Genomic DNA, 26,032 nt, shown 5'->3' with positions numbered 1-26,032 from the left:
CGTGATGATTTCCTGGGGTGGGGCATGAGGATAGGCGAACTGGCGAAAATCAGCGGGTTGGCGCCTTCGCGCATCCGTTTTTACGAAGCGAGCGGCCTGATCAAGTCTGTCGAGCGCAAGGCCAACGGTTATCGGGACTATGCCCCCGAGACGGAGTGGGTCCTGGAGATCATCACCGGCGCACAGGCAGCGGGGTTTTCATTGGAAGAAATCCGACAATTGCTGCCGGTCGATGCCAGCGGCTGGCAGCATGAAGAGTTGCTTAGTGGGCTCAGGCGCAAAGTTGCGGAGATCGAAATCCTCCAGCAACGGCTGGCCCAGAATAAAGCTCAGCTTCTGTTGGTCATTGACGGTATCGAGGGTAAGCCCGAAGGCTTGGGGTGCGCGGACAACACGCAGTTGTTGTTACACCGATTGCGCGAAGAGAGTGTGGCGCCTGCCAAGAAAAAAGCGGCTCGTCAGGTTTCAGAACACAACCCCAGAAATCACCAAGCCTCGTTGCGGGCGCTGAAAAAAGGGGGTTGACCTTAAAGTTCACTTCAAGCTTAAGGTGGCCCTACGTCAAATGAGGACTGCCCCGTGAATGTGTTCGATGCCCTGATGCTTCCCAATGGTTCGACGCTCAAGAACCGAATCGCCAAGGCCGCCATGGAAGAAAACATGGCGGATGCCGAGCAGGCGCCCTCCGAAGAACTGATGCGTCTCTACCAGGCCTGGGCCGACGGTGGGGCCGGCCTGATCATCACGGGTAACGTGATGGTCGATGGCCGTGCCATGACCGGTCCGGGCGGCGTGGTGCTGCAGGATGACCAGCAATTGGACAAGTTCAAACGCTGGGCGCGTATTGGTCAATCCGCAGGTGCTCAATTCTGGCTGCAGATCAATCACCCCGGTCGTCAGATGCAGGCAAACCTTGGGCAAAAGGCCTGGGCACCGTCGGCCATACCGCTGGAGTTGGGCACATTATCCAAGCATTTCGCCACGCCGCACGCGATGACTCAAGAGGTGATCGAAGAGGTTATCCAGCGCTTTGCGCGCACCGCACGCCTGGGTGAACAGGCCGGTTTCAACGGCGTGGAAATCCACGCCGCCCATGGCTATCTGTTGAGCCAGTTTCTTTCGCCGCTGAGCAATCGCAGGACGGACCAGTGGGGCGGTTCCCTGGAGAACCGGGCGCGTCTGTTGCTCGACATCGTCAAGGCGGTGAGGGCAGTGGTTTCTGCGGACTTTGCAGTGGCGGTCAAACTGAATTCCGCCGATTTCCAACGGGGAGGATTCACGGCCGACGACGCCAAGGGGGTGGTCGAAAGGCTCAATGACCTGGGTGTGGACCTGGTGGAATTATCCGGCGGCAGCTACGAAGCACCCGCCATGCAGGGTGAGGCCCGCGATGGTCGCACCTTGGCGCGCGAGGCCTATTTCGTTGAGTTCGCCCGTGATATCCAGGCTGTCGCCAAGATGCCCGTCATGGTCACCGGTGGCATACGTCGACGTCCGGTGGCCGAAAGTGTCGTCCAGAGTGGGGTGGACATGGTGGGCATCGGAACGGCCTTGGCCATCGATCCGCACTTGCCTCGCGATTGGCTCCAAGGCAAGGACAATGCCCCTCAGTTGCCGCCGATCACGTGGAAGAACAAAGCCGTCGCGTCCCTGGCCAACATGGCTGTCGTGAAATTCCAGCTGCGCAGGCTCAGTCGACAGGGAAAGACCGATCCTGATGTATCGCCGTTACGCGCGTTGATCTTGCAGCAGCTTGGCATGGCATGCCGCACTCGCCAGTACCGGCGCTGGATAGAAAAACGTTCCGCGTGACGCGACGCCGTGGCTGCTCAAGCCCCGGCCACGGCCTCGCGCGCGAAGTCTTCATAGGTGCGTAGCGGGTGGATTCGTCAGGAATGGTCTAACCATCGTGGCGAGGGAGCTTGCTCCCGCTGGCCGCGAAGCGGCCTTCGAACAAGCCCTGGGAGTTGACGGGATACACCGTATTGGCAGGTTTCGGGACTGCTTCGCAGTCCAGCGGGAGCAAGCTCCCTCGCCATGGGGTTTGTGTCGGTCGGTGGACCGAGGTGTCAGCTTTTAGGGCCGCTTCGCGCCCCAACGGGGATAAATCCCCTCGCCACAAGAATGGTCAGTGGGATACCCGCCAATCCAATGGCTTTTGTGGCGAGGTTGCAACTACCCTTCGAACTCTGTCTTCAACATCGTCAAAAACGCTTCCCTGGCAGGATGCCGGCCAGCGTTTTCATGCCAGTAGAAAAGGTTATCGATGCCCGTCAGTTCAGGGAGTTCATACCCTGTCCAGCCAGCCCCCTGGCGGTATTGCTCATAGATCCCGCGAGGCACCAGCGAGACGCCGGCACCGGCGCTGACGCAGCCGACGATGGCGCCATAGCTGGCGATGCTGATGATCGGTTGCACTTGGTCATGGCGTAGCAACCACTGCTCCAGGGCAAGGCGGTACGGACAGCCCGGGGGCCACATGAAGATGGCCTTGCCTTGCAGGTCGGCGGCGTTGCGCAAGGGGCCGTGGGATTCGGAGGCGATGAGCATCAAGTCTTCGCGGTACATCACGGCGCGCTTGAGCCCCGGCCGTTCCACATCCACCGCCACGATCACACCGTCGAGCCGGTGGTGCTGGGTATCGTCCAGCAACTGCGCCCAAGTCCCCGTGCTCAGCTCCAGCGACACCTGAGGATACTGCGCGTGGTATTTGGCCAGTAACTGCGGCAGGCGCCCCGTGGCGCTGGATTCGATGGCGCCAATGCGCAGCGGTCCGCTTGGCGTGTGGCTGGGGTTGACCGCGCGGCGGGCTTCTTCCGTCAGGCCGAGGATTTTTGTCGCGTATCCCAGGAACACCTCGCCCGCTGGGCTGACCCGCAAGCCGCGACCTTCACGAAAAAACAACGGTGTGCCCAACTCCCGCTCCAAGGATTTGAGCCGTGCCGTGATGTTGGACGGCACGCAGTGCAGCACTTCGGCGGCGCGGGCGATGCTGCCTGTGTCGCAGACGGTCTTGAGCATGCGCAGTTGGGACAGTTCCATAACTCACCCAAAGTGAATGGTTGGCTGAGTTTAAGTCACTTGTATTGAGGGTGGGTGATTTTTGATACTGCGGCGTAATAGCCCAGGCGCTCAGTGCGCAGGAACTCTGAATGGAAACCCGTTGTATGCCGTTTGGCGGCTTGAAGAGCCCCAGCAGACCCCGCGTGAAAGTGATCCTGGCGATGATGTTCGTGATTCTTTGCTGGGCCTATTCGCCGATTGGTATTCGCATCGGCTTGCAGGCCTACGAACCGGGTCAGCTGGCATTGGTGCGGTTTCTCATCGCTTCAGTGTTCATGGCCGTCGTTGCGATGGCGAAGGGTATTTCCTGGCCGCGTCTCGGGGATTGGCCGTTGCTGGCGGTGTTGGGTTTCTTTGCCGTGAGTCTGCACCACATCGCTCTCAATTACGGGCAGCGGGGTGTCAGCGCTGGGGCGGCCAGTGTCCTGGCCCAGTCCACCCCTCTGTTCAGTACGTTGCTGGCGCATTCTGTCTTCAAGGACAGAGTTGGCGCTTGGCAATGGGGCTGTGTCCTGTGCGGCTTGCTTGGCGCTGCCATAGTCGTCACGGGGGATCGAGGCTTGGGTGACATGGACGCCCGTGGGCTATTGATTCTGCTGGCGGCGCTGTCCTGGAGTGTGTATTTCGCTTTGCAGAAGCGCCATACCCATCGCTACGACGGTTTGACCCTGGTTTGTTACACCGTCTGGTCGGGCACGCTCGTGTTGTTCATTTTCGCGCCGGGTATGTTGAGCGCGGCACGACAGGCTTCGGCTTCGGTGAACCTGGCGGTGTTGGTTCTCGGTATTTTTCCCAGCGCGCTGGCGTACCTTGCTTGGGCCTACGTGCTGGCGCACAGCAACGTGAGCCGCGCTTCCATGGCGCTTTACCTGATACCGCCCACGGCGATGTCGATGGCTTCTTTGGTGTTGGCCGAGCGCCCGTCAATGATGGTGATTGTGGGGGCGGTGATTGTGTTGATGAGCGTGCTGGCGTTGAGTGTTGGGCTGGGTAATGGGGCAAAAGCCAGCTGATGCTGTCGTGGAGGGAGGCAATGAGGTTGGACGTTGTAGCGGCGCAGTTACGCCTACAACTTTTTCCATCCGCGTCCATCGGTCGTGCGATAGGTTCCCCCAGTGGCACAGCACCCACCAGCCCCAAACGCCATTTTCCCCAGCTCAACCGTCACCCCATCCTCTCCCTTGCTCAGCGACTGCCGCGCGCAACGGGTGAAAAAAGGGTAGGGCTCGGTTTCCAGCACCACGGCCCAGGCCAAGTCTTTCGCCGACTGGCCCTCGATCTTGTAAACCGCACAATCGTGAACAACCAGGTGAACAGACTGCCCCGCAAGCGGGCCCTTGAAGACGAGTTCGGGTGGTGCGTCGAGCAGGGCGGTTTTTAGCGGGTCCGGCTCTGAAGCGTACTCGCAGGCCGCAAGCGTGCACATGGCGAGAACCAGGCCTGTCATCCGGATACGTTGCCGCATTATTTTTTGACCGAGTAATCCTGCCCCCACACCCGTACGGTGCTGACCGGCTCGTTCATGCCTTCAAACACGAACTTCTGGCGCACGGCGGTTTTCGGCGGGATGGTGACTTCATCCGGGTTGTCCAGGCCGGTGAGGCGGTTGGCGTAACCTGCTTGGTCAATGGCCAGCAGCACGCCCGTCTGGCCGAGGTTGATCAGGCGCAGTTGGGTGTCGGTGCTGTTTTTGAAGCCGAGGGTGACGCTGATGTTTTCGTCGCTGGGCTCCAGCTTCAGCACCTCGATGGCGATGCGGTCTTTCATTTGTTCGCCGGAGGCAACGATCGCGGCGCCGTCGGTGCCCTGCACCGACTCACGGCCATCGAGCACACCTTCGCTGACGCCGCCCAACAGGTTCTTGCCAGCGGTAATGAAGCTTGAGACGGCTGCCTTGGTCGAGTCCTTGATGAGGCTGCCGTCGGTTGGCTCGCCTTCGGCGAAGCACAGCGAGCTGAGCAAAAGGCTGGAGACGAAGAGGGTGGAGCGTGACGGCAGAAGGTTCATACCTGAGTCCTTGAGGGGGCAGCGACATCGCCCGTCAACAGGGCGAACGGCAATGATAGCCGTGATCATGGGCCGCTAGCGATCTGCTTCCTTGAGTTTTTCCGACATCTTCACCAGCGTTGCCAACGAGTCCGCATTCATCTTGCGCATCAACGACCCGCGCCGCACCTTCACGGTCACCTCGCTCAAACCCAGTCGGGCGGCCACCTGCTTGTTCAACAGCCCTGACACGACCAGGTCCATCACCTCGCGCTCGCCGTCAGTCAACGCGTCATGCCGACGTTTCAATGCGTTGACACTCGCCGCGGCCTTGCGCCGTTCCTGGTCGCGGTTCAGGCCCAGGGTGATTGCATCGAGCAGGTCCTGTTCGCGGAATGGCTTGGTCAGGAACTCCAGCGCCCCGGCCTTCATGGCTTTGACCGACATGGGAATGTCGCCATGGGCGGTGATGAACACCACCGGGACTTGGATATTCAAACGCGCCATTTCCTGCTGGAAATCCAGCCCACTCAGGCCCGGCATGCGCACGTCGAGGATCAGGCACGCCGGGACGTCCGGTCGTTCGGCATCCATGAATTCACGGGCCGAGCCGAAGGCCATGCTCGTCAGGCCCACGGAGGCCAGTAGGTCTTGCAGGGAGGCCCGCACCGAAGGGTCGTCGTCGACGATGAAGACCCTTGAGTCGGCCTGGTCATGCATGTCAGTCTGGCTCATCGGATTCCCTTGTGACGGCGGGCAGGGTGAAGTGAAACGTCGAACCTGACGGCGAATGGCTGGTGGCCCAGAGTCGTCCGTCATGGGCCTCGATGATCGAGCGACTGATGGCCAACCCCATCCCCATGCCGTCCTGCTTGGTGCTGTAGAAAGCGTCGAACACCCGTTCGCGGTCGCTGGCCGGCAAGCCATTGCCCTGGTCGGATACCGAAAAGAGCAGTTGCCCAGGCGATTCGAGCGTCACCTGAAACTGCAGAATCCGCTGGTCGACGTCAACCTGACGCATGGCGTCGAGCGCGTTCATCGCCAGGTTCAGGATCACTTGCTGGATCTGCACTTCGTCCGCCAGCATCGGCGGCAGTCCGTCCTGGACCTGCACCTGCACAGTGATGTTCTGCTCGTTCAGCTCGCCCGTCATCAAGCGCAACGCGGCATGGACCGTGTCGGCCACGTTCAGCCACTGCTTCGTCGGTGCTTGATGCTGGGCCATACCGCGCAACCGAGCGATGATGTCGCTGGCCCGGTGGGTGTCGGCGATGATCCGCTCCACCGCCTGCCGGGCCTTGGGCAGGTTGGGCGGCTCGGTCGCCATCCAGCGCAGGCAGGCACCGCCGCTGGCGGCCACGGCAGCCAGGGGCTGGTTGACTTCGTGGGCGATCGAGGCGGCGAGTTCGCCGAGCATGTTGATGCGGGCGATGTGCGTCAGGTGGGCACGGGTCTGGTGTACCGTGCGCACGGCGGCCGAGAGCCGCAGGGCCAGGTACGTCGTGCCGGCGATGGCCGCGAGGCTGATGAGCACGTTGATCAGACCGGCCTCCGTGTCGCCAAAACGCGTCAGCCGATAACTCAGGGTCGTCAGGACCATGCAGATCAGCGCTACCCCTGCCACGGCGCGTGCCGGCAGGATTCTCACCGCGATCAGCACCACCACGATCTGGAAGACCCCGACCGCGATTTCCAGGTCGGTGACCGTATCGATCGCCGCGATGCCGAGGGCCAACCCCAGCAGGAGCAGCAGGCGCAGGGTCAACTGGGTTCTTCTCATTGAATGTCCATCGCGCATTGCTCCAACGACCGATCCACGCAGTTTATACCGCAGCACCTCAGGATGGATTGTCCAGGCTGAACTGATCGGCCACTTCGTCATAGGCGAACAACTCGGCGTAGCGCCCCCACTGCGTGACACAGTCCAGCGTAATGGCGGCGTCGTGCTCGGACATGAAATCTTCCAGTTGGTCACGGAAACGCCTGGCCGGTGCGGTGCGGGTGGGGCGGTCGTCCAGCACCCGGCGCACATGCCCCACCAACGGCACATATTTAAGCAGGTGCCGGGCAAACAGGTGTTTGCGCTCATCCACCGCTGACTCGGCGTAGCGCAGCCCGGCCGGCAGGAGGGTGATGTGGCCATCCTGCAGGTCGGCCAGGCGCAGGAGCTGCAACACCTCGGCGACTGGCAAAAGATCACTGGCGGTGTAGCGCAATGCGTCGGCGAGCTCGCGCAGATCCGCTTGGCCGCCAAACGGCTGATCCTGCACCGCTTCGATCAGCCCGGCCAGGGCATTGCTGGAAATCGACGGCAGGACCATGCCCACGCCGCTGCCTGCAAAGGTCTCCTGACGTGCGGAGCCGACATTCGCGCCGCCGGCCATCTGCACGTAAATGTGTTCGACCAGGGCTTGGAACGCCGGGTCGGCGCGATTGCGCGGCTGGCTGAGATCCACGGCGATCTCACTCATGACCCGCCCCGGGTTGGAGGAAAAAATCAGTATCCGGTCACACATCAGCACGGCTTCTTCGATGTTATGGGTGACCATCAGGATCGACCTGATCGGCATGCGCCCCTCACGCCACAACTCCAGCAGATCGGTGCGCAGCGTTTCGGCGGTCAATACGTCCAGGGCGGAAAACGGCTCGTCCATCAACAACACATCCGGATTGACCACCAGTGCGCGGGCCAGGCCGACGCGCTGGCGCATGCCGCCCGACAGTTCCTTGGGGAAGGCGCTTTCGAAGCCGTCGAGGCCGATCATATCGATGGCGGCCAGCGCCCGCCGACGTCGCTCAGGCGCCGCCACGCCCAAGGCTTCGAGGCCGATCTCGACGTTTTGCAGCACCGTCAGCCAGGGGAACAGGGCGAAGCTCTGGAACACCATGCGCACCGAACTCGCCAGTCCTTGGGCATTGGGCGGAAAATCCACCACCCCTGTGGTGGGTGAAATCAGGCCGGCGATGGAGCGCAGCAAGGTCGATTTGCCGGAGCCCGAACGCCCCAGCAGGCCGACGATTTCGCCTTCGTCCAGGCGCATGCAGACATTGTCCAGGACCCGGCGCTCGGCACCGCCGCCCGTGCCGTAGACATGGCCGACTTGCTGCACATCCACCAGGCAGCGTTTGTCTATCACTTGCATGAGATTGCCCTCAATCAATTCGAAGCCGACGTTCGGCGAAACCGTACAGCGGGCGCCACAGCAACCGGTTGAAACCGACCACGAAAATCGACATGACCACGACGCCCAGCGCCACCCGATGCAGATCCCCGGCCGTGGTGGCCTGGGCGATAAAGGCACCCAAGCCGGACGCATACAGATGCTGGTCGCCCCAGGACACCGCCTCGGCGACGATGCTGGCGTTCCATGAGCCACCCGCTGCCGTGAGGGCGCCGGTGATGTAATGAGGGAAGACGCCCGGCAGCGCGACCTGGCGCCACCACTGCCAGCCGCGCACGTGGAAGCTGCGCGCCGCCTCGCGCAAATCCGTCGGCAGGGCGCTGGCACCGGCAATCACGTTGAACAGGATGTACCACTGGGTGCCCAGGATCATCAGCGGCGAGAGCCAGACATCGGGGTCGAGTTTCAGGGCGACGATGGCGATCACCGCAAACGGAAACAGTACGTTGGCGGGGAAGGCCGCCAGCAATTGCGCGACGGGTTGCAAGCGTTCGGCCCAGCGCGGGTTCAAGCCGATCCAGACGCCGATGGGCACCCACACTACGCTGGCCAGCACGATGAGCACGCTGACTCGCAACAGGGTGGCCAGGCCCAGGCCGAAGGTACTGGCGACGTCGTCCCAGCCCAACGTGCTGCCAATGAAACGCGACAAGTACAGGATGCCGGCGATGCAGGCCGCGGCGACGAGGGCGAGCCAAGCCAGGTCGGCGGCGCGGCTGACGCGGGCGCTGGTCCTGAAGCGGATGGACGGCAGCCGCGGGATCTTTTCCAGAAACAACGACGCCTTGAGGCTGCCCAGCGCCAGCAGCACCAAGGGCACCAGGCGAGTCGAGCGCAGCAGGTCATAGACCCTGGACCGTGGGCGTTTCTGGGAGGCGGTCTGTTCAAAGCGGAATTTGTCCGCCCAGGCGACAATCGGCCGGAAAAACAGCAGGTCATAGGCAATGATCACCCCAACCATGGCCAGCACCGCCCAAGCGATCGCGGCGATGTTTTGCTGCTCGATCGCCAGCGCCAGCCATGAACCGATGCCCGGCAGGCTGACGGTGGTGTCGCCGACGGTAATGGCTTCGGACGCGACGACGAAAAACCAGCCGCCGGACATCGACATCATCATGTTCCACACCAGGCCCGGCGTGGCGAACGGTAGCTCCAACCTGACGAAACGTTGCCATGGTGAAAACGAGAACTGTCGGCTGACGTCATAGAGATCGTTGGGCACGGTTCTCAGCGACTGATAGAAACTGAAGGTCATGTTCCAGACTTGGCTGGTGAAGATGGCGAAGATGGCCGCGCACTCCACGCCGGTCTCCTTGCCCGGGAACAGTCCCATGAAGAACACAACGGTAAAGGTCAGGAAGCCCAGTACCGGCACGGATTGGAGAATATCCAACGCCGGCAGGATCACCATTGCCGCCTTGCGGCTTTTGGCTGCCAAGGTGGCAATGACCAGGGAAAAAACCAATGAAACAAACAAGGCGATGAACATGCGCAACGTGGTGCGCAAGGCATATTCCGGCAGGTGCACCAGATCCAGGGACAGTGGCGAAGCATCCAGCACGCCGAGGGGCTGGTTCATCTGATCCAGGCCATGGAATACAAAGGCAGCCAAGAGCACCAGGAGGCCCAATGACGCTATGTCGGCGCGCCAGGAATGGGCAGGGAGTTGTTCTCTGTTTTTGAAGGGCGTCAATGCAGGTGCAAGGAATGAAGGGCGCATGGATCACCTCTATCTAAGCTTTGGAAATCAGGGCTGCGACCACACTGGCGATCATTGGAAGTCATGAAGTTGAAGCGCACTTGAGCGGGGGCGTTAAGTACCCGGCAAGATTAAGTGGTGCCCGGGTTGATGACCACGCTGACTTGGGACATGAAAATATACGTTGGTATATCCGTTCCCTTCGGTGAGAGAACTCTGCGGCAGGGCTTTATCTTTTGTTGCTCACTGAAATTGTGCGAGGAGGGTGGAGGGGCGTTCGTCTGATCCGTATTTTCCTGCGCCAGGTGCCTCTGTAATGAACCCGGGCCCAGCCCCAGAATAACCACGCGGCCAGCCTACCGGGCTGCCCGTGTACTGCAATTTTTTGGTCCAGGAGTGCTCATGGCGAAGATGGCGATTTTTCTAGGTGGTTTTTTGGCACTGACGCTTCTGATCGGCGTGCTGGCGACGATTTCGCCCGTATAGGCACAAGCGGTTGAAGCTTCTGTGACGAGGGATTGTTCCTCGCCACAACTCCACTGTGGGAGCGAGCTTGCTCGCGATAGCGGTGGTTCAGCTTGCATCCGTGTTGAATGGGCCGCCGCCATCGCGAGCAAGCTCGCTCCCACAGGTTTTGATTGCCTTTTTAATGCTGTTACCGATGCAAGATCACCTGGGCGATTTCCTGCAACCCCATCACCCGCTGTGCGGCGTTGAGTTTGATCGCTTCCTTGGGCATGCCGAAGACCACGCAACTGGCTTCGTCCTGGGCCACGGTGGCGGCGCCGGCGTCGAGCATTTCCTTTAGGCCGCGGGCGCCGTCGTCGCCCATGCCGGTCATGATGATGCCGGTGGCGTTGCGGCCGGCGAATTTGGCGACTGAGCGAAACAATACATCCACCGAGGGGCGATGGCGGTTGACCAGCGGGCCGTCCACCACTTGCACGTGGTAGAACGCGCCGCTGCGGGTCACCATCATGTGTTTGCCGCCCGGGGCGATGAGCGCCAGGCCCGGGTGGATGCGGTCGTTGTTACGGGCTTCGCGCACTTCGATCTGGCACAGGCTGTTGAGCCGGGCGGCGAACGAGGCGGTGAACTTCTCCGGCATGTGCTGAACGATGACGATGCCCGGGCACACCCGTGGCAGGGCGGTGAGCACCGCTTCCAGGGCTTGGGTGCCGCCGGTGGAGGTACCCAGGGCGACGATGCGTTCGGTGGTCTGCGCCATGGCATGGCCGTTGGCGGCGGGCAGCATGGCGTCGGCGGTGAGTTTGATCGCCGGCGCCAGCGCCGTCGGGGCGGGACGCTTGCCGAGGTTGCGCACATTGACCTGGGCGGCGGCACGGATCGCCGACACCAATTCGGGCGCCGACTCCAACAGAAAGTTCTTCAGCCCGGTGGTGGGCTTGGTGATGATTTCCACCGCGCCTGCGGCCATCGCCTGCAACGTCGTTTCCGCCCCCCGGGGCGTCAGGGATGAACAGATCACCACCGGGGTGGGGCGTTCGCTCATGATTTTCTTCAGGAAAGTGATGCCGTCCATGCGCGGCATTTCCACGTCCAGCACGATCACGTCGGGCCATTCCTTGGTCAGTTTGTCCATGGCGAAAATCGGGTCGGACGCCGCGCCCATGACGTGGATGTCCGGTGTCTCGCTGAGAATCGCCAATAACACCTGGCGAACCACGGCAGAGTCATCCACCAGCAGTACATTGATCTTTTTTGACATGGTCAGTGCCGGGTCCTTATGGGTTGGTGCCTGACCCACACATCGCCGCTGCGCAGGTCGAAGATGATGCTGCGGTGGCCGGTGCTGCCCATGTCCTGGGCGATCAGGTCGAGGCGATAGAGGGCGGCCATTTCCAGCGCGGCGTTGACGTTCAGTCGTGCCACATCGCCGTAGGGCACATGGCGTTGCAGCTCGGGGAACATCTCCCCGCCGCCGAACAGCTTGAGTTGGTAGTCCTCGGGGGCGGTGCGGTGCGCCCGGGCCTGACGGATGAACAGTTCGATGGCTTCGTCGGCGTAGAGGCCGTTCAGTGCGGTGGAGCAGCGCACTCGACTGGGCAGCATGAAGTGGCACATGGCACCGATCCTGCGTTCGGGGTGCCACAGCGTGATCGCCACGCAAGAGCCGAGAATCGTGCGCAGGCGAGTCGGGCAGGTGGCGAAGCGAAACTCCCCTGGCGCCAGGTATTCCTCGGCCACTGCTCTGATGGCGGCGTTCATGGTTTGCGGTAAATCGAGGGCGCCACCAGTTTCAACGCATCGGACACACCGTTGAGACTCTCCGAGTGGCTGACGATGAAATACCCGCCGGGCTTGAGTCGGGGGATCAAGCGGGCGACCACTTTGCTTTTGGTGGGTTGGTCGAAATAGATCATGACGTTGCGCAGGAAGATCACATCGAACTCCCCCAGCTCCGGCAAGGTGTCGTTGAGGTTGACCTGGATGAAGTTGACCCGGTTGCGCAACGCCCGGTCGATGAGGAACGTGCCTTGCTGGCTGCCGGTGCCCTTGAGGCAGTATTTCACCAGCAGCGGCTGGGGCAGGGTACGGGCGCGTTCCATCGGGTAATGCCCGGAGCGCGCCTTGGCCAGCACCTGGCTGCTGATGTCCGAACCGATCACTTCCCAGGGCGTGGTGCCCAGCCCTTCGGCCAGGGTCATGGCCAGGCTATAGGGTTCTTCCCCGGAAGAGCTGGCGGCGCTCCACAGGCGGAAGGTCTTGCCCGGCGTTGCGTGGGGCAGTACGTGTTGGCGCAGGAAATCGAAATGCTTGGGCTCGCGGAAAAAGTAGGTCTCGTTGGTCGTCAGCAGGTCCAGCGCCACTTGTAATTCATCGGTGCGCTGGCCGTTCATGATCAGCTTGAAATACTCGCCGTAGCTGTCCAGCTCATAGTGCTTGAGGCGCTTGAACAGGCGCCCGGCCACCAGGGCTTTCTTGGCCTCGGACAGGCTGATGCCAGCGGCCTGGTACAGCCAGGACTGGAACTGGCCGAATTCTCGGTCACTGAGCGCCAGCGCGTTCGCCGTGCGTTCCTTGCAGGTATCGGTGTTCACGGGGCATCCACTTCCAGCGCGTTCGGGCTGGCTTCGGCGAGTTGGGACATTTCGTCGATGGACAATACGCGGTCCACCTCCAGTACGATGACGAACTTGCCATCGACCTTGGCCATGCCACTGATGAAATCGGCCCGGATCTTCGCGCCGAAGCTCGGTGGCGGCTCGATCTGCGAAGCCGGGATCTCCAGCACCGCCGACACCGTGTCCACCAGCAGACCAATGTCCTGGGCCTGGCCGTCGGCGCTGGACGCCTCGATGATTACCACGCACGAGCGCCGGCTGATCGCCGAATTCGTCCGGCCGAAACGGGCCGACAGGTCGACGACCGGCACGACCGCGCCCCGCAGGTTGATCACCCCGCGCACGAAGGTCGGCATCATCGGCACGACGGTCAGGTTGCCGTATTCGATGATTTCCTTGATGCACAGGATGCCGATGGCAAACATCTCCGTGCCGAGCATGAACGTCAGGTATTGCGCTTCTTCCTCGACCGCGATGGCGGTCTGACGTGTGGTCGCGATGGCGCCCATTGCTTTTTCTCCTTTAAGCAAGCCTGTGGAACCGGGCCATCAGAACCGGGTGAATTCCGATTCGTCCGGGGCGGTGGCCATGTTGTAGGCAAACGCCTTGGGCATGATCGGTGCCGGTGCCCGCGCCGGTTTGCGGCCGGAGGAACCGGGAGTGTTATCGACCCTGGCAACTTGCACAGCGGACTTGGGCGGCGTGTCCAAGGTGAAGAAGCTCATGGCCTGTTGCAGCTGTTCGGCCTGGCTGCTCATCTCCTCGGCGGTGGCGGCCAGCTCTTCGCTGCTGGAGGCGTTCTGTTGGGTCACCTGGTTGAGCTGGGTCATGGCGGTGTTGATCTGCGCCACACCGGCGGCCTGTTCTTCGGAGGCGGCGCTGATTTCCTGCACCAGGTCCGAGGTCTTGTTGATCGAGGGGACCATTTCGTTGAGCAGGTTTCCAGCCTTTTCCGCCATATCGACGCTGCTGGAAGACAGCTCGCCGATTTCCTGGGCGGCCACCTGGCTGCGTTCGGCCAGCTTGCGCACTTCGGCGGCGACCACGGCGAAGCCTTTGCCGTGTTCACCGGCGCGGGCTGCCTCGATGGCTGCGTTGAGCGCCAGCAGGTTGGTCTGGTAGGCGATGTCGTCGATGATGCTGATGCGCTGGGCGATTTTCTTCATCGCCACCACGGTCTGCTGCACCGATTCGCCGCCGTCGGTGGCTTCCTTGGCGGCTTTGCTGGCCATGCCATCGGTGACCTTGGCGTTCTCGGTGTTCTGGTTGATGCTGGCGCTCATCTGCTCGATGGACGCGCTGGTTTCCTCGACGCTGGCCGCCTGCTCGCTGGTGGCCTGGCTCATCGATTGCGCGGTGGCGCTGACTTCTTCGGAGGCGCTGGCCAGGTTGTCCGCGGCGTTACGCACTTCGCCAATGATGTGCGAGAGCTTACCGACCATATTCTGCATGGCGTTGAGCACCATGCCGGTTTCGTCCTTGGAGCCGCCTTCGATTTTTGCGTTCAGGTTGCCTTCGGCCAACTGCTCGGCGACGGTCGCGGCCTGTTTCAAGGGGCGGGAGATGATGCGCGAGATGAACAGCGCCAGGCCCAGGCCCACCAGCAGGGCGGCAATCAGCACGACGATGATCGACAGGCGCGATTTTTCAAACAGCGCTGCGCCACGCTCGCTGGCGGCGCTGGCGCCGGCGTCATTGAGTTCCACCAGTTTTTGCAGGTCGCTGACCACCAGCTCGAATTGACGCTTGGATTCGCCCTTGAGCAGTGCATGGGCTTGCTCGGTCAGGTTTTGCCGAGACAGTGCAAGCAGGTCCTTGCTGACTGCGAGGTAAGCGACCCAGTCATTGCGGGTGGTTTCGAACAGCTGGCGGTCCTCTGCATTGGAGAGCAGTTTTTCATAGGTCGCCAGGCGTGTCTCGAAAGCCTTTTTGGATTCTTCGGCTTCTTGCTCGATGGTGGCGCGTTCCTGTTCGGAATCGGCGGTAATGTGGCGGTTTTCCTTGAGGCGGTAGTTTGCCCCGTAGAAACGCATGCCCGAGGCAGCACGCATGGATGGCATCCAGTTTTCCCGGATCTCGACGGTGGTGCTGTTCACCTCGCCCAGTTGGATGATCGCGAACACCCCCATGACGGCTGTCAGGGCCAGCACCACAAGAAATGAAGTGATCAGTTTGGTGGCGATTCTAAGATCGTAGAACCATTTCATTGGGAAGTACCTCTCCATGGAAGTGCTAAAGCGTCAGCGAGCGTTGGCTTGTTGTAATTGAGTCGGGGTGTAGCGGTTTTCTGTCTGGGCGATCTCGGTGAGCAGCGCCGGTACGTCGAGAATCAACGCCACGGCGCCACTGCCCAGGATGGTCGAGCCACTGATGCCGCGAAGGGCGCCAAACAGCTTGCCCAGCGGTTTGATCACGGTCTGGAATTCACCCAGCAAGTCATCCACCACCAGCCCGGCCTTGAGTTCGGCGTAGCGCACCACCACCACGTTCTGCCGACGCGCGGCCGGGCCTTCGTGGCTGAAGTGATCGCGCAGGTAGACCAGGGGCAGCACCTCGCCGCGCAGGTCGAGGTAGCCTTGCTCGCGGCTGGCGAGCCCATCGTCTTCGCTCAGCTCGATGCATTCCTGGACCATGTCCAGCGGTATCACATAGGTCGACTGACCGATGCCCACCAGGAATCCATTGATGATCGCCAGGGTCAGTGGCAGGCGGATGCGCACCACGGTGCCCTTGCCGGGCTGGCTGTCCAGGTCGACGGTGCCGCGCAGCAGGGTGATGTTGCGCTTGACCACGTCCATGCCCACGCCCCGCCCCGAAAGGTTGGTCACGGCCTGGGCGGTGGAAAAGCCGGGTTCGAAAATCAGGTTGTAGATTTCCTGGTCGGTGGGGCTGGCACCTGGCTGCACCAGGCCACGTTCCTGGGCCTTTTCCAGGATCCGGTCACGGTTCAGGCCGGCGCCGTCGTCGGCGATTTCCAGCACGATGCTGCCGGAGTCGTGATACGCGTTGAGGTGCAAGTGCCCCTTGACCGGTTTGCCGGCCGTCAGCCGCGCCTCGGCGGTTTCAATGCCGTGGTCCATGGCGTTGCGCAGCAAGTGCATGAGTGGGTCGCCGATTTTTTCCACCACGGTCTTGTCCAGCTCGGTCTCCGCGCCGCTGATGATCAGGTCGATATCCTTGCCCAGTTCCTGGCTGACATCGCGCACCACCCGACGGAAGCGGTTGAAGGTTTCGCCAATGGGGATCATGCGCAGGCGCAGGGCGCCGTCGAGAATTTCTTCCACCAGCCCGGAGACCGACGAGGTGGCTTCCTGCAACGGGTCGTTGTGGCAGGTGCGGGCCAGCAGGCTGGCGCCGGCGCTGGCAATGACCAGTTCGCCCACCAGGTTGATCAACTCGTCGAGCTTGTCGGCGTTGACCCGTACGTAGGTGTCCTTGGCCTTGCTGTCGCTGGTCACCGCTTGTTTGTCGGTGGCGATCTGGGCGGGCATGCGCGGCGTCTTGCGCTGGTCGGACAGCAACTCGCCGGTGGCGACCAACGCAGTGGTTTCCTCGGCCGGTTCCGGTGATGTGGTCATCAGGCCGGTGTTGGCCGGGGGGGCGATGTCGTCATCCTGGGCAACGATCTCGATCTCGCAGTCTTCCCGGACGAAATCGAACACTTCGTTGATCGCCCCGTGGCTGGCGGCCGAGCGAAACGCGATGTCGAAGCCCAGGTAGCAGGACTCGGCGTCCCAGGCATCGGCGGCGGGCAGGGTGTCGGTCAGGGTGGTGAGGTCGACGATTTCACCCAGGGTTTGCAGGTAACGCAGGAACGACAGCGGGTCCATGCCATTGCGGAACACGTCCTGGCCGAAACGCAGGGAAAGGTGCCAGAGGCGCATTTCGCCAGGTTCGCGGGTTTCGGTGTCCCGCGCAGGCGTTGGGGCCGCGGCCGGCGAGGGCGCCTGGTATTCCTGCAGGATCTGGCACAGCTCCACTTCCCGTTGCAGGGCCGGTGGCGGCAGCGCTCCGCCCTGGTTGGCGGCCACGTTGATCAGTTCCAGCATGTGGTCGCTGGACTTGAGCAACACCGCAATCAGGCCGGCGTCCACCTCGACGCTGCCGTTGCGCAGGCGGTCGAGCACGTCTTCGACGATGTGGGTGAAGCTGACGATCGGTTCCAGGCCGAACAGGCCGGCCGACCCCTTGATCGTGTGGGCCGCCCGGAAGATCGCACCGATGGCGTCATCGTCGCCGGGGTCGGTTTCCAGCTGCAGCAGCGACTCTTCCATCGCCTGCAGCTGTTCCCGTGCCTCGACGATGAAGGTCTGTTGTGCCTGATCGAGATTGATGCTCACGCTCATTTCCTTTGTCGTGTCCGACGTCCTAGGCAACCAGGTTGCACAGGGCAAGTGTCTCCGTGACGGCCTGGCTTTGGCCGGTAAGTGTCAGTTGGGTCCCGGCCCGGGAGGCCTCGCGCTGCACCATCAGCAGCAGTTGCAGGCCAGCGCCGTCCATCTCGGTGATCTGCGACAGATCGAGGGCCATTCGCGGCGTTGCCCCCAAGTGCGGCAGCCACTGCGCGGCCAGCTCGGCCGCGGTGTAGATCGTCAGTTCGCCGTCGATGTGCACCTGGGCAGTGTCATCCCGTGTTTCGTAGTGCAACGGCATGGGAGCCTCCGGCTATCAAGGAAGAATCAGCTTGGATACCGCCGCCAGCATCTGCGCCGGCTGGAACGGCTTGACCACCCAGGCCTTGGCCCCGGCGGCCTGGCCTTCCTGTTTCTTCGATTCCTGGGATTCGGTGGTGAGCATGATGATCGGCGTGAACTTGTAGCTGGCCAGCTTCTTGACCTCCTTGACGAAGGTGATGCCGTCCATGTTGGGCATGTTCACGTCACTGATGATCAGGTGCACTTTCTGGCCGTTGAGCTTGCCCAGCGCGTCCTTGCCATCGCTGGCTTCGATCACGTCATAGCCGGCACTTTTCAACGCGATGCCGACCACCTGCCGAACGCTCGCGGAGTCGTCGACAACCAATACACTTTTAGCCATGAGCGGCTCTCCTAAAAGAAGGTTATTTCCTGTGAAGTCTGTTGCGCGCTCGAGTCGCCGTGGTGATTGCGGCGTTGCTCGTCGGTGGCGTAAGTGGTTTCCATGCGCGCCAGCCATTGGCGGGCATCGATGGAGACGGCCTGGTCGGGCGACTGACTGGCCTGCTGCAGATGCACATGCAGGTCCTCTATGTTGTCGCGCACGTGGCTGAGGATCTGGCTGACCCGATCCTGGAATTGCAGGCTGACCAGCACCTCGGTGAGTTCATCGCGGATGCCGAAGCTTTCCCGTTGCAGCATGTCGGCCGAGTCGGCCAATCGGCCGGTGACACTCTTGAAGCGCTCCAGCACCTGCTGGATGCTTTGCTCGGAAGCACTGACCGAATGGCTGTCCTGGTCCGCGCCGCTGGAAGCGGCATGCACCAGTTGGGTGATGGCGGTGTTGATGATGTCGACCTTGGCCGACATCTGCTGGCCGGTCTCGCTGGACTTGCTCGAGAGGCTGCGCACGGCGTCGGCCACCACAGCAAACCCACGCCCGGCCTCGCCGGCACGGGCGGCTTCGATGGCGGCGTTGAGGGCCAGCAGGTTGGTCTGCGCGGCAATCGCCGCGACGTCGGCGGCCATAGTCCGCAGCTCGCCGGTATAGGCCGTCAGGTTGCGCACCTGGGCCAGGGTTTCGTCACGGCTGGCCTGGGTGGCCTTCAGGGAGTCGATGACCTTGACCAGTTCACCTTCGCTTTGGGCCAGCACCTGCACGGCGCCGCCACCGCTGCCGCCGGCCAGTTCACCGGCGGCCAATTGCGAGGCTTGCACGGTGTCTTCCAGGCGTGACGAAATGCCGGTGAAGCGGCCGGTCAGGGAAACGATCGCGGTCTCGGTCTGCTGCCGGGAGCTTTCGACCTGCTTGGCCCAGATCGGCATGGCACCGAGGATGACGTCGTTGAGTTGTGCGTGGGTTTTATGGGCCTGGTGCGCGCTGCCTTGCAGGTCGTGGTGGGCGATGGCGGCGGCGAGGGCGCTGTCGAACTGTTGGCGTTGCGAGCGCGCACCCCATGCGCCAGCACCGACGCCCAAGACCAGGATCGCCACACTCAAACCGATGTTTTGCCCACTCGTGCCATTGAGCGCCAGCACGCCAATGCTCGCGGCAATGGCCACCAGCACGGCGCTCCAGAGAATGCGTGGTTGTGCTCGGGAAAGGGAATGACCGTGAGAGTACGACGTCATGGTTCGGTCCTTGAACAGTGGTGCTGACAGGTAATTTGCGAATAACTGGTTATCTGCAAAGCCGGCATGGTCTTGAGGACCAGTCGTCCGATTTCGATAAAAATAATGGCACAGTGCTATCTAAGGATAGACGAGATCGGGAAATTGTCGAGGTGGCCTGACCTATGGAGATCCCCTGGCCAGGGCGCTAGCCCCCGGTGGACTGCGCTGTAGGAGCTGCCGAGCGAAGCGAGGCTGCGATCCTTCCAAGGCTCGTTGAATATCCAGTGGAAGACCAAAAGATCGCAGCCTTCAGCAGCTCCTACAGCGCAGTCAAGCGCCCTCGTCACGAAAACGGACATCTTCTGAAACAGAATCGATGGATTGAGCTAAATTACCCCGCATCGGATTTTCGAACTGCCATCAGAGTCCCCATGCCGACCCAGCCCCTCTGGAAAACCTATCTCCTGTTCCTGATCCCCATGGTCCTGTCCAACTTCCTGCAGTCCATGTCCGGCACGTTCAACAGCATCTACATCGGCCAGATGCTCGGCACCCAGGCGTTGGCGTCGGTGTCGGGCATGTTTCCCATCGTGTTTTTCTTTATCGCCTTGGTGATCGGCCTGGGCGCGGGGGCGGGGGTGTTGATCGGGCAGGCCTATGGCGCCGGCGAAACCGGTACGGTGAAGGCGATTGCCGGTTCGACCTTGTTGCTGGGGGCGATCATTGGCCTGGTGGCGGCGGTGCTTGGCAGTGTCTTCGCGCGTCAGGCGTTGCAAGGGCTCGGCACGCCGGCCGATGTGCTGGAGGACGCCGTTTCCTATGCCCGGGTCATGCTGTGGATCCTGCCGATGTTGCTGGTATTCGTGCTGTTCACCCAGTTGCTGCGCGGGGTGAGCGATACGGTGTCACCGATGTTGGCGCTGCTGGTGTCCACCAGCGTCGGGCTGCTGCTCACGCCAGCGTTGATCCGCGGCTGGCTGGGGTTGCCGCAGATGGGCATCCAGAGCGCGGCATGGGCGGGGCTGGCGGGGACGACGTCGGCGATGCTGATGCTGGCGTGGCGCCTGCGTCGCCGCGAGCATGCCCTGGCGCCGGACCGTGCGTTGTTCGCGGCGATGCGCCTGGACAGGGACATCCTCGGCAAGGTGTTGCGCATCGGCCTGCCCACGGGGTTGCAGATGGTGGTGATCTCGTTGTCGGAATTGGTGATCCTGGCGCTGGTCAATCGCCACGGCTCCCAGGCCACGGCGGCCTACGGTGCGGTGACGCAGATCGTCAATTACGTGCAGTTTCCGGCGCTGTCGATTGCCATCACTGCCTCGATCCTCGGCGCCCAGGCCATCGGTGCCGGCCGCCTGGAGCGCCTGGGGCCGATCCTGCGCACGGGGCTTGCATTCAACCTCTGGCTCACCGGTGGGCTGGTGCTCCTGGGCTATCTGTTATCCCACTGGCTGCTGGGGCTATTCATCACTGATCCGGCGGCCCGGGTCCAGGCCGAACACTTGCTGCATATCATGCTCTGGAGCTTGCTGGTGTTCGGCTTCCAGGCGATCGTCGGCGGTATCATGCGCGCCAGCGGCACGGTGCTGGTGCCGGTCGCTATCTCGATTTTCTGCATCGTCGCCGTGCAAGTGCCGGCCGCGTATCTGCTGGACGCGCACTTCGGGTTGCAAGGGGTGTGGATGGCGTTCCCGGTGGCTTACTTGAGCATGCTGTTGTTGCAGACGCTTTACTACAAGCGGGTCTGGCAGCATCAGCCGATCGAGCGGTTGGTGTAATCAACCCACCACCGCACCCCTGTGGGAGCGAGCTTGCTCGCGATGGCGTCGGCACACTCGGCATCGATGCAGGCTGATCCACCGCTATCGCGAGCAAGCTCGCTCCCACAAGGGTTCGGTGCCTGGCGATGTTACAGTGGTCGTTACCCGTCATGCCGCCACCGAGGATCCGATGCCAACCAGCCCTCTACCCAACCTTGCTTACCGCGCCTTCCTCTTCGACATGGACGGCACACTGCTCAACTCCATCGCCGCCACCGAGCGGATCTGGACACGCTGGGCCCTGCGCCATGGCTTGGACGTGGCGACGTTCCTGCCGACCATCCATGGCGTGCGCGCCATCGACACCATCGCCCGCCAGCACCTGCCAGGGGTGGATGCCCAGGCCGAGGCCGAGCAGCTTACCCGGGAAGAAATCGAAGACGTCGAAGGGGTAGTGCAAGTGCCCGGTGCGCTGGCATTTCTGAAAAGCCTGCCGCCAGAGCGATGGGCAATCGTCACCTCAGCGCCCATGGCATTGGCCTTGCGGCGTATGGAAGCGGCGGGGATCCCGCGCCCGGCAGTGATGGTGACCGCCGAGGATGTGAGCGACGGCAAGCCCGACCCCACCTGCTATCGCCTGGCGGCCGAGCGCTTGCAGGTGACGCCCCAGGAATGTCTGGTGTTTGAAGACGCCGAGGCCGGTATTCGGGCAGGCGAGGCCGCCGGGGCCGATGTGATGGTGGTGACGGCAACGCACACGCATCCCGTGGTCACCCTTCATCCGCAGATCAAGGACTACCTCGGGCTAGGCATTGAGGTGGATGAGGCCGGCCTGATGCGACTGCCTTCGATGCTATGACCGCCGCGAAACTCCTGTGGGAGCGAGCTTGCTCGCGATAGCGGTGATTCAGCCTGCATCAGAGCTGAATGTACCGACGCTATCGCGAGCGAGCTCGCTCCCACAGTTTTTTGAGTCATTCACCGGCATTGCAGCCACCACAAATCCCCCCTGTGGGAGCGAGCTTGCTCGCGATAGCGGTGATTCAGCCTGCATCAGAGCTGAATGTACCGACGCCATCGCGAGCGAGCTCGCTCCCACATTGGATCTGTGGTCCTCAGAGAGGTCAGGTCACCACGCGATAACACGGCACATACGCCGCGCCGCCCGGCAGTTTCATGCGGTGTTGGGCGACGAAGGCCTGGAGCAGGCGGTCGAGGGGTTCCATGATGGCGGCGTCGCCGTGGATCTCGTAAGGACCGTGTTCTTCGATCAGGCGGATGCCCTTGTCCTTGACGTTACCGGCCACGATCCCCGAGAACGCCCGGCGCAGGTTGGCGGCCAGTTCGTGGGCGGGCAGGTCGCGGCTCAGGCCCAGGCTGGCCATGTTGGCGTGAGTCGGGTCGAACGGGCGCTGGAAGCCCTCGTCGATCTTCAGCAGCCAGTTGAAGTGGAAGGCGTCGTTGCGCTCGCGGCGGAACTGCTTGACCTCCTTGAGCCCCTGGGTCATCTGCCGGGCCACTTCGGCCGGGTCGTCAATGATGATCTGGTAGTGCTTCTGCGCGGCCTCGCCCAAGGTCGCACCGACAAACGCATGCAACTGGTCGAGGTACGGCGCGGCGCTTTTCGGCCCGGTGAGTACGACGGGGAAGGGCAGGTCCTCGTTGGCCGGGTGCATCAGGATGCCCAGCAGGTACAGGAACTCTTCCGCCGTACCGGCGCCGCCCGGGAAGATGATGATGCCATGGCCGACGCGCACGAAGGCTTCCAGGCGTTTCTCGATGTCCGGCAGGATCACCAGCTCATTGACGATCGGGTTCGGCGCCTCGGCGGCGATGATCCCCGGCTCCGTCAGGCCCAGGTAGCGACCACCATGGATGCGCTGCTTGGCGTGGGCGATGGTGGCGCCTTTCATCGGGCCTTTCATCACGCCCGGGCCGCAGCCGGTGCAGATGTCCAGGCTGCGCAAGCCCAGTTCGTGGCCGACCTTCTTGGTGTATTTGTATTCTTCGGTGTTGATCGAGTGACCGCCCCAGCACACGACGATTTTCGGCTCCACGCCAGGGCGCAGGGTGCGGGCGTTGCGCAGCAGGTGGAACACGTAGTCGCTGATGCCCTGGGACGAGCTGAGGTCGATGCGCTGGCTGTCCAGTTCGTTCTCGGTGTAGACGATGTCGCGCAGGGCACTGAAGAGCATTTCCCGGGTGCTGGCGATCATTTCGCCGTCGACGAACGCATCGGCTGGCGCGTTCAGCAGCTCCAGGCGTACGCCCCGGTCCTGCTGGTGAATGCGGATCTCGAAGTCCTTGTAGGCTTCCAGGATGGTCTTGGCGTTATCGACATGGGCGCCGGTATTGAGAATGGCCAGGGCGCACTGGCGAAAGAGGGTATAGATGCTGCCGGAACCGGCTTCGCTCAGTTGCTGGACTTCGCGCTGGGACAAAGTCTCCAGGCTGCCCTTGGGGCTTACCGAGGCGTTGATTACATGTCTTTGAGTCATTCAGCTTTCCTTGAAAACGATGCCATGCACACGACGACGGCATCTTGAAAAAAACGTCCACGCCGAAAGATCGCACGATCCTTGCGCTATCGCCATGGACTTCGATCCGGGCCCGGCGAGTCGGCGGCCATACAAAATGAGCCCCAGCATAGCTAAATCGACCGGGCAGGCGATAATGCGTGACTCTTTTGATGCCGTACAAGGAAATTGCGCCGCGATGTTCGAGATCAAACCGTGGGATGGCGACACCTACCGCAGGCAGACCCGCCGCAGCACCCTGATCATCGCGGTGGTGTTCCTGGCCCTGGCGATGCTGCTGTCCAGCCTGGCCGTGATGCTGTTGGGTACGCCCGCAGGTGATAACTTTCGCTTCAACCTCGGCGGGGTGATTGTCGCCGTGTTGGCGATGGCTGTGCTGATGCGCCAGTATTTCTGGTCGCAGCCGTGGATGGCCGCCGCGGTGTACGGCTGGCAGCTCAAGCGCAGCCTGATGAAAATCACCAACGTGATGCACCAGGTGACGGCCGGTGTGCAGGCCCGGGACCCCACCGCCATGAAGCTGCTGCGCTTCTATCACCTGGGACTGGCCCAGATGCATCAGCTGGACGCCAACTCCAGTGCCCAGGGCTCCCTCGCGCGCGAAGCCGACGCGCACCTGGCGAACATGCAGGCGCTGGGCCTGGACACCGAGCAGTCGCGCCTGGACCCAAGCTGGGTCGAGACGGTGAAGCAGACGTATAACGCCAATTGAGCGGTCAGAGGGTGCCGATGCGGTCCAGCTCGGCTTTCAGGGCCTGGGCGTCCAACTGGTCGAAGGGCAGGGCGAAGAAGGCCCGGCAGCGGGCTTCGATGCGGTCCAGCGTGCTGTGGAACGCCTGGCCGACCTGATCATCGTTGCCTTTGACCTCCGACGGGTCCGCCAGGCCCCAGTGGCTCTTGAGCGCTGGGCCGAAATACACCGGGCAGGCCTCGTTGGCGGCGTTGTCGCACACCGTGATCACGACGTCCGGCGGGCTGCTTTCGAAAGCGTCGTTGCCCTTGCTGCACAAGCCTTTGATACAGATCCCGGCCTCCTGCAAGGTGCTCAGGCTGCGCGGCAGCACTTGGCCCTTGGGAAAGCTGCCGGCGCTGACGGCTTCGAACCCGGCCGGGGCCAGATGGTTGAACATCGCTTCGCTGAGAATGCTGCGGCAGCTGTTGGCGGTGCACATGAAGAGGACTTTCATCGATTCGGTTCCGATAGGCGCGGGGTGGGTTGCGCCGGAGTATATGTGGATAATCGAATATATGAAATTTCATATTTATAGCGCCGGATGAGGCAAGCCGTTCGTCGGTAGGGCGCCAGGAAAATCAAACCCGCCCCAGGCACTGTCTTTCTCATGATCAGTCATGCAAAGGAGAGATAACATGCCAGATCGAAGTGTTTATGGCGGCTGGAAATGGCTATGGGCAGCGGTTTTTGGATTGACCGGCTGCGCAGGCGGCACGAGCGATTCGCCTGTTAATGTACTTGGCGCCGCGAAGACCCCGACGACCGCGACGCTGGAAACCGGGGCGCGGATCATGCAGGACAAACCGCCATTACGGGCCCTGGACACCTACCTCGATGGCTTCCATTTCTATAACGGGCGGATGTCCGGGCAGATGGAAGCGCATCACTACTGCACGGCGTTGAACGAGGAGGTCTTCCAGTGCGTCATCTTCGATGGCAATACCTCCAGTGCCAAGCTGATGGGCGTGGAGTACATCATCAGCCAGCGCTTGTTCGAAGGTTTGCCGGCCAGCGAGAAACAGCTGTGGCACAGCCATGTGCACGAAGTGAAATCCGGCCAGTTGATCGCCCCGGGCATCCCGCAAGTGGCGGAAACCCGGTTGATGGAGAACCTGGTGAGCACCTATGGCAAGACCTGGCACACCTGGCACACCGAACAGGGCAACGAGCTACCTTATGGCGTGCCGCAGTTGATGATGGGTTTCACCGCCGATGGGCAGATCGACCCGCAGCTGGTGCGCGAGCGCGACCGCCGGATGGACGTGGACAGTGAAGCGAAAAAGCGTGCCCGGGCGGGTATTGATACCCCGCCGATAGACCCCGGCGCGGATGCCTGGCAAAAGGGGCAGGTGTGGCAGATCAAGGATCCCAGCGCCGGACATGCTCATTGAACAGGCGCGGGATAGTGAGGCGAGGATGTAAAAATCCTCGCCGCAAGAATAAGTTGGATGTGGTGATGAGAAGCGCAGGTAACAATAAATAGAAAATTGACTAGGGCTGTTTGAAGTGTCCTGGAACACCATGTTCCTCTTCAGTAGGACGGGTTCTTTTTTGAACTTGTATATCACTCAACTCAACGTCCTTGAGTTCGTCGAAGGTGATCTTCAACAGGGCTTCGGCTTCGCGGGCATTGAGCGTCTGCGTATCGGCTTGCAGTACACGATTGTCCGGTTGACCATTGGCGATGAAACTGACGATGAAGCGGTCATGACTGCCCATGCTAGACCTCATTGGATTA

Annotated in this window: 26 protein-coding genes; 7 read left to right on the top strand and 19 right to left on the bottom strand. The window is 62.0% G+C overall.

Annotation, left to right across the window (positions count from 1 at the left end; translation table 11 throughout):
• Positions 1-24: 24 nt before the first annotated feature.
• Complete coding sequence (locus BLU85_RS01200; protein WP_092196733.1) at positions 25-525, top strand: MerR family transcriptional regulator; 501 nt, start codon at positions 25-27, stop codon at positions 523-525.
• Positions 526-579: 54 nt separating this feature from the next.
• Positions 580-1,812: an NADH:flavin oxidoreductase/NADH oxidase family protein gene (locus BLU85_RS01195; RefSeq protein WP_092196731.1), complete on the top strand. Its 1,233-nt coding sequence runs from the start codon at positions 580-582 to the stop codon at positions 1,810-1,812.
• Positions 1,813-2,175: 363 nt separating this feature from the next.
• Here the strand turns inward: BLU85_RS01195 and BLU85_RS01190 are convergent, their stop codons facing one another.
• Complete coding sequence (locus tag BLU85_RS01190) at positions 2,176-3,042, bottom strand: LysR family transcriptional regulator (RefSeq protein WP_092196728.1); 867 nt, start codon at positions 3,040-3,042, stop codon at positions 2,176-2,178.
• A 110-nt stretch (positions 3,043-3,152) separates the two neighbouring features.
• Between BLU85_RS01190 and BLU85_RS01185 the strand changes: the two genes are divergently transcribed.
• Positions 3,153-4,076 (top strand): DMT family transporter, encoded by a 924-nt coding sequence (locus tag BLU85_RS01185; protein ID WP_371914220.1) that lies wholly within the window; start codon positions 3,153-3,155, stop codon positions 4,074-4,076.
• A gap of 53 nt (positions 4,077-4,129) precedes the next feature.
• Here the strand turns inward: BLU85_RS01185 and BLU85_RS01180 are convergent, their stop codons facing one another.
• The 15 genes from BLU85_RS01180 to BLU85_RS01105 form a co-directional block, all read right to left on the bottom strand.
• The gene (locus BLU85_RS01180; RefSeq protein WP_092196725.1) at positions 4,130-4,528 is read right to left on the bottom strand and encodes a hypothetical protein; all 399 of its coding nucleotides are present in this window, start codon (positions 4,526-4,528) and stop codon (positions 4,130-4,132) included.
• Positions 4,528-5,070, bottom strand: a complete 543-nt coding sequence (locus BLU85_RS01175; protein ID WP_092196722.1) for a hypothetical protein — start codon at positions 5,068-5,070, stop codon at positions 4,528-4,530. The genes BLU85_RS01180 and BLU85_RS01175 overlap by 1 nt, the downstream gene beginning before the upstream one ends.
• Positions 5,071-5,145: 75 nt before the next feature.
• On the bottom strand, positions 5,146-5,784 hold the full coding sequence (locus BLU85_RS01170; RefSeq protein WP_092196719.1) for a response regulator transcription factor: 639 nt from the start codon (positions 5,782-5,784) through the stop codon (positions 5,146-5,148).
• Positions 5,771-6,829 (bottom strand): sensor histidine kinase, encoded by a 1,059-nt coding sequence (locus BLU85_RS01165; protein WP_092196716.1) that lies wholly within the window; start codon positions 6,827-6,829, stop codon positions 5,771-5,773. Before BLU85_RS01165 ends, BLU85_RS01170 begins: the two co-directional genes overlap by 14 nt.
• Positions 6,830-6,887: 58 nt before the next feature.
• Complete coding sequence (locus tag BLU85_RS01160; protein ID WP_092196713.1) at positions 6,888-8,192, bottom strand: ABC transporter ATP-binding protein; 1,305 nt, start codon at positions 8,190-8,192, stop codon at positions 6,888-6,890.
• Positions 8,193-8,202: 10 nt separating this feature from the next.
• Positions 8,203-9,951 carry an ABC transporter permease gene (locus BLU85_RS01155; protein WP_092196709.1) on the bottom strand — a complete coding sequence of 583 codons (1,749 nt, stop codon included), beginning with the start codon at positions 9,949-9,951 and terminating at the stop codon, positions 8,203-8,205.
• 634 nt (positions 9,952-10,585) lie between these two features.
• Complete coding sequence (locus tag BLU85_RS01145; RefSeq protein WP_092196704.1) at positions 10,586-11,659, bottom strand: protein-glutamate methylesterase/protein-glutamine glutaminase; 1,074 nt, start codon at positions 11,657-11,659, stop codon at positions 10,586-10,588.
• Between the two features lie 2 nt (positions 11,660-11,661).
• The gene (gene cheD, locus BLU85_RS01140) at positions 11,662-12,159 is read right to left on the bottom strand and encodes a chemoreceptor glutamine deamidase CheD (protein WP_092196701.1); all 498 of its coding nucleotides are present in this window, start codon (positions 12,157-12,159) and stop codon (positions 11,662-11,664) included.
• Positions 12,156-12,992, bottom strand: a complete 837-nt coding sequence (locus BLU85_RS01135) for a CheR family methyltransferase (RefSeq protein ID WP_170847538.1) — start codon at positions 12,990-12,992, stop codon at positions 12,156-12,158. Before BLU85_RS01135 ends, cheD begins: the two co-directional genes overlap by 4 nt.
• Positions 12,989-13,525 (bottom strand): chemotaxis protein CheW, encoded by a 537-nt coding sequence (locus tag BLU85_RS01130; protein ID WP_092196698.1) that lies wholly within the window; start codon positions 13,523-13,525, stop codon positions 12,989-12,991. Before BLU85_RS01130 ends, BLU85_RS01135 begins: the two co-directional genes overlap by 4 nt.
• 39 nt (positions 13,526-13,564) lie before the next feature.
• A complete protein-coding gene (locus BLU85_RS01125) occupies positions 13,565-15,223 on the bottom strand; it encodes a methyl-accepting chemotaxis protein (protein ID WP_092196695.1) in 1,659 nt (552 codons plus the stop codon).
• 33 nt (positions 15,224-15,256) lie between these two features.
• Positions 15,257-17,356, bottom strand: coding sequence for a chemotaxis protein CheA (locus BLU85_RS01120; protein ID WP_092197757.1), 2,100 nt, complete (start codon positions 17,354-17,356; stop codon positions 15,257-15,259).
• 28 nt (positions 17,357-17,384) lie between these two features.
• Positions 17,385-17,669, bottom strand: a complete 285-nt coding sequence (locus BLU85_RS01115) for an STAS domain-containing protein (RefSeq protein ID WP_092196691.1) — start codon at positions 17,667-17,669, stop codon at positions 17,385-17,387.
• 15 nt (positions 17,670-17,684) lie between these two features.
• A complete protein-coding gene (locus BLU85_RS01110) occupies positions 17,685-18,053 on the bottom strand; it encodes a response regulator (RefSeq protein WP_003203044.1) in 369 nt (122 codons plus the stop codon).
• Positions 18,054-18,064: 11 nt separating this feature from the next.
• Positions 18,065-18,976 (bottom strand): methyl-accepting chemotaxis protein, encoded by a 912-nt coding sequence (locus BLU85_RS01105; RefSeq protein WP_371914223.1) that lies wholly within the window; start codon positions 18,974-18,976, stop codon positions 18,065-18,067.
• Positions 18,977-19,695: 719 nt separating this feature from the next.
• Between BLU85_RS01105 and BLU85_RS01100 the strand changes: the two genes are divergently transcribed.
• Positions 19,696-21,042: an MATE family efflux transporter gene (locus BLU85_RS01100; RefSeq protein WP_092196685.1), complete on the top strand. Its 1,347-nt coding sequence runs from the start codon at positions 19,696-19,698 to the stop codon at positions 21,040-21,042.
• Positions 21,043-21,214: 172 nt separating this feature from the next.
• Positions 21,215-21,883 carry an HAD family hydrolase gene (locus BLU85_RS01095; protein WP_092196682.1) on the top strand — a complete coding sequence of 223 codons (669 nt, stop codon included), beginning with the start codon at positions 21,215-21,217 and terminating at the stop codon, positions 21,881-21,883.
• A gap of 265 nt (positions 21,884-22,148) precedes the next feature.
• Here BLU85_RS01095 and ppnN read toward each other — a convergent pair whose 3' ends face one another.
• Positions 22,149-23,522, bottom strand: a complete 1,374-nt coding sequence (gene ppnN, locus BLU85_RS01090) for a nucleotide 5'-monophosphate nucleosidase PpnN (RefSeq protein ID WP_092196679.1) — start codon at positions 23,520-23,522, stop codon at positions 22,149-22,151.
• 217 nt (positions 23,523-23,739) lie between these two features.
• Here ppnN and BLU85_RS01085 point away from each other — a divergent pair, with 217 nt between their 5' ends.
• The gene (locus tag BLU85_RS01085; protein ID WP_092196676.1) at positions 23,740-24,273 is read left to right on the top strand and encodes a DUF3087 family protein; all 534 of its coding nucleotides are present in this window, start codon (positions 23,740-23,742) and stop codon (positions 24,271-24,273) included.
• A gap of 4 nt (positions 24,274-24,277) precedes the next feature.
• Here the strand turns inward: BLU85_RS01085 and BLU85_RS01080 are convergent, their stop codons facing one another.
• Positions 24,278-24,748, bottom strand: coding sequence for an arsenate reductase ArsC (locus BLU85_RS01080; RefSeq protein ID WP_092196673.1), 471 nt, complete (start codon positions 24,746-24,748; stop codon positions 24,278-24,280).
• Positions 24,749-24,929: 181 nt separating this feature from the next.
• On the opposite strand from BLU85_RS01080, the gene BLU85_RS01075 reads away from it, so the two are divergent.
• Positions 24,930-25,685: an OBAP family protein gene (locus tag BLU85_RS01075; RefSeq protein ID WP_092196670.1), complete on the top strand. Its 756-nt coding sequence runs from the start codon at positions 24,930-24,932 to the stop codon at positions 25,683-25,685.
• A 100-nt stretch (positions 25,686-25,785) separates the two neighbouring features.
• Here BLU85_RS01075 and BLU85_RS01070 read toward each other — a convergent pair whose 3' ends face one another.
• Positions 25,786-26,013 carry a hypothetical protein gene (locus BLU85_RS01070; protein WP_092196667.1) on the bottom strand — a complete coding sequence of 76 codons (228 nt, stop codon included), beginning with the start codon at positions 26,011-26,013 and terminating at the stop codon, positions 25,786-25,788.
• Positions 26,014-26,032: the final 19 nt, after the last annotated feature.

The organism is Pseudomonas sp. NFACC14 (assembly GCF_900106885.1).
Taxonomy (GTDB): domain Bacteria; phylum Pseudomonadota; class Gammaproteobacteria; order Pseudomonadales; family Pseudomonadaceae; genus Aquipseudomonas; species Aquipseudomonas fluorescens_AA.
The sequence above is the reverse complement of the archived record's forward strand: the minus strand, read 5'-3'. Positions and strand labels throughout refer to the sequence as shown.

Coding starts and splice junctions, on each gene's coding strand:
- BLU85_RS01130 (WP_092196698.1), bottom strand. CDS start 13,525: ATGGGCGCCATCGCGACCACACGTCAGACCGCCATCGCGGTCGAGGAA.
- BLU85_RS01155 (WP_092196709.1), bottom strand. CDS start 9,951: ATGCGCCCTTCATTCCTTGCACCTGCATTGACGCCCTTCAAAAACAGA.
- BLU85_RS01180 (WP_092196725.1), bottom strand. CDS start 4,528: ATGCGGCAACGTATCCGGATGACAGGCCTGGTTCTCGCCATGTGCACG.
- BLU85_RS01095 (WP_092196682.1), top strand. CDS start 21,215: ATGCCAACCAGCCCTCTACCCAACCTTGCTTACCGCGCCTTCCTCTTC.
- BLU85_RS01190 (WP_092196728.1), bottom strand. CDS start 3,042: ATGGAACTGTCCCAACTGCGCATGCTCAAGACCGTCTGCGACACAGGC.
- BLU85_RS01125 (WP_092196695.1), bottom strand. CDS start 15,223: ATGAAATGGTTCTACGATCTTAGAATCGCCACCAAACTGATCACTTCA.
- BLU85_RS01185 (WP_371914220.1), top strand. CDS start 3,153: ATGGAAACCCGTTGTATGCCGTTTGGCGGCTTGAAGAGCCCCAGCAGA.
- cheD (WP_092196701.1), bottom strand. CDS start 12,159: ATGAACGCCGCCATCAGAGCAGTGGCCGAGGAATACCTGGCGCCAGGG.
- BLU85_RS01170 (WP_092196719.1), bottom strand. CDS start 5,784: ATGAGCCAGACTGACATGCATGACCAGGCCGACTCAAGGGTCTTCATC.
- BLU85_RS01115 (WP_092196691.1), bottom strand. CDS start 17,669: ATGCCGTTGCACTACGAAACACGGGATGACACTGCCCAGGTGCACATC.
- BLU85_RS01110 (WP_003203044.1), bottom strand. CDS start 18,053: ATGGCTAAAAGTGTATTGGTTGTCGACGACTCCGCGAGCGTTCGGCAG.
- BLU85_RS01080 (WP_092196673.1), bottom strand. CDS start 24,748: ATGAAAGTCCTCTTCATGTGCACCGCCAACAGCTGCCGCAGCATTCTC.
- BLU85_RS01105 (WP_371914223.1), bottom strand. CDS start 18,976: ATGCCGATCTGGGCCAAGCAGGTCGAAAGCTCCCGGCAGCAGACCGAG.
- BLU85_RS01175 (WP_092196722.1), bottom strand. CDS start 5,070: ATGAACCTTCTGCCGTCACGCTCCACCCTCTTCGTCTCCAGCCTTTTG.
- BLU85_RS01100 (WP_092196685.1), top strand. CDS start 19,696: ATGCCGACCCAGCCCCTCTGGAAAACCTATCTCCTGTTCCTGATCCCC.
- BLU85_RS01070 (WP_092196667.1), bottom strand. CDS start 26,013: ATGGGCAGTCATGACCGCTTCATCGTCAGTTTCATCGCCAATGGTCAA.
- BLU85_RS01160 (WP_092196713.1), bottom strand. CDS start 8,192: ATGCAAGTGATAGACAAACGCTGCCTGGTGGATGTGCAGCAAGTCGGC.
- BLU85_RS01145 (WP_092196704.1), bottom strand. CDS start 11,659: ATGTCAAAAAAGATCAATGTACTGCTGGTGGATGACTCTGCCGTGGTT.
- BLU85_RS01200 (WP_092196733.1), top strand. CDS start 25: ATGAGGATAGGCGAACTGGCGAAAATCAGCGGGTTGGCGCCTTCGCGC.
- BLU85_RS01085 (WP_092196676.1), top strand. CDS start 23,740: ATGTTCGAGATCAAACCGTGGGATGGCGACACCTACCGCAGGCAGACC.
- BLU85_RS01075 (WP_092196670.1), top strand. CDS start 24,930: ATGCCAGATCGAAGTGTTTATGGCGGCTGGAAATGGCTATGGGCAGCG.
- ppnN (WP_092196679.1), bottom strand. CDS start 23,522: ATGACTCAAAGACATGTAATCAACGCCTCGGTAAGCCCCAAGGGCAGC.
- BLU85_RS01165 (WP_092196716.1), bottom strand. CDS start 6,829: ATGAGAAGAACCCAGTTGACCCTGCGCCTGCTGCTCCTGCTGGGGTTG.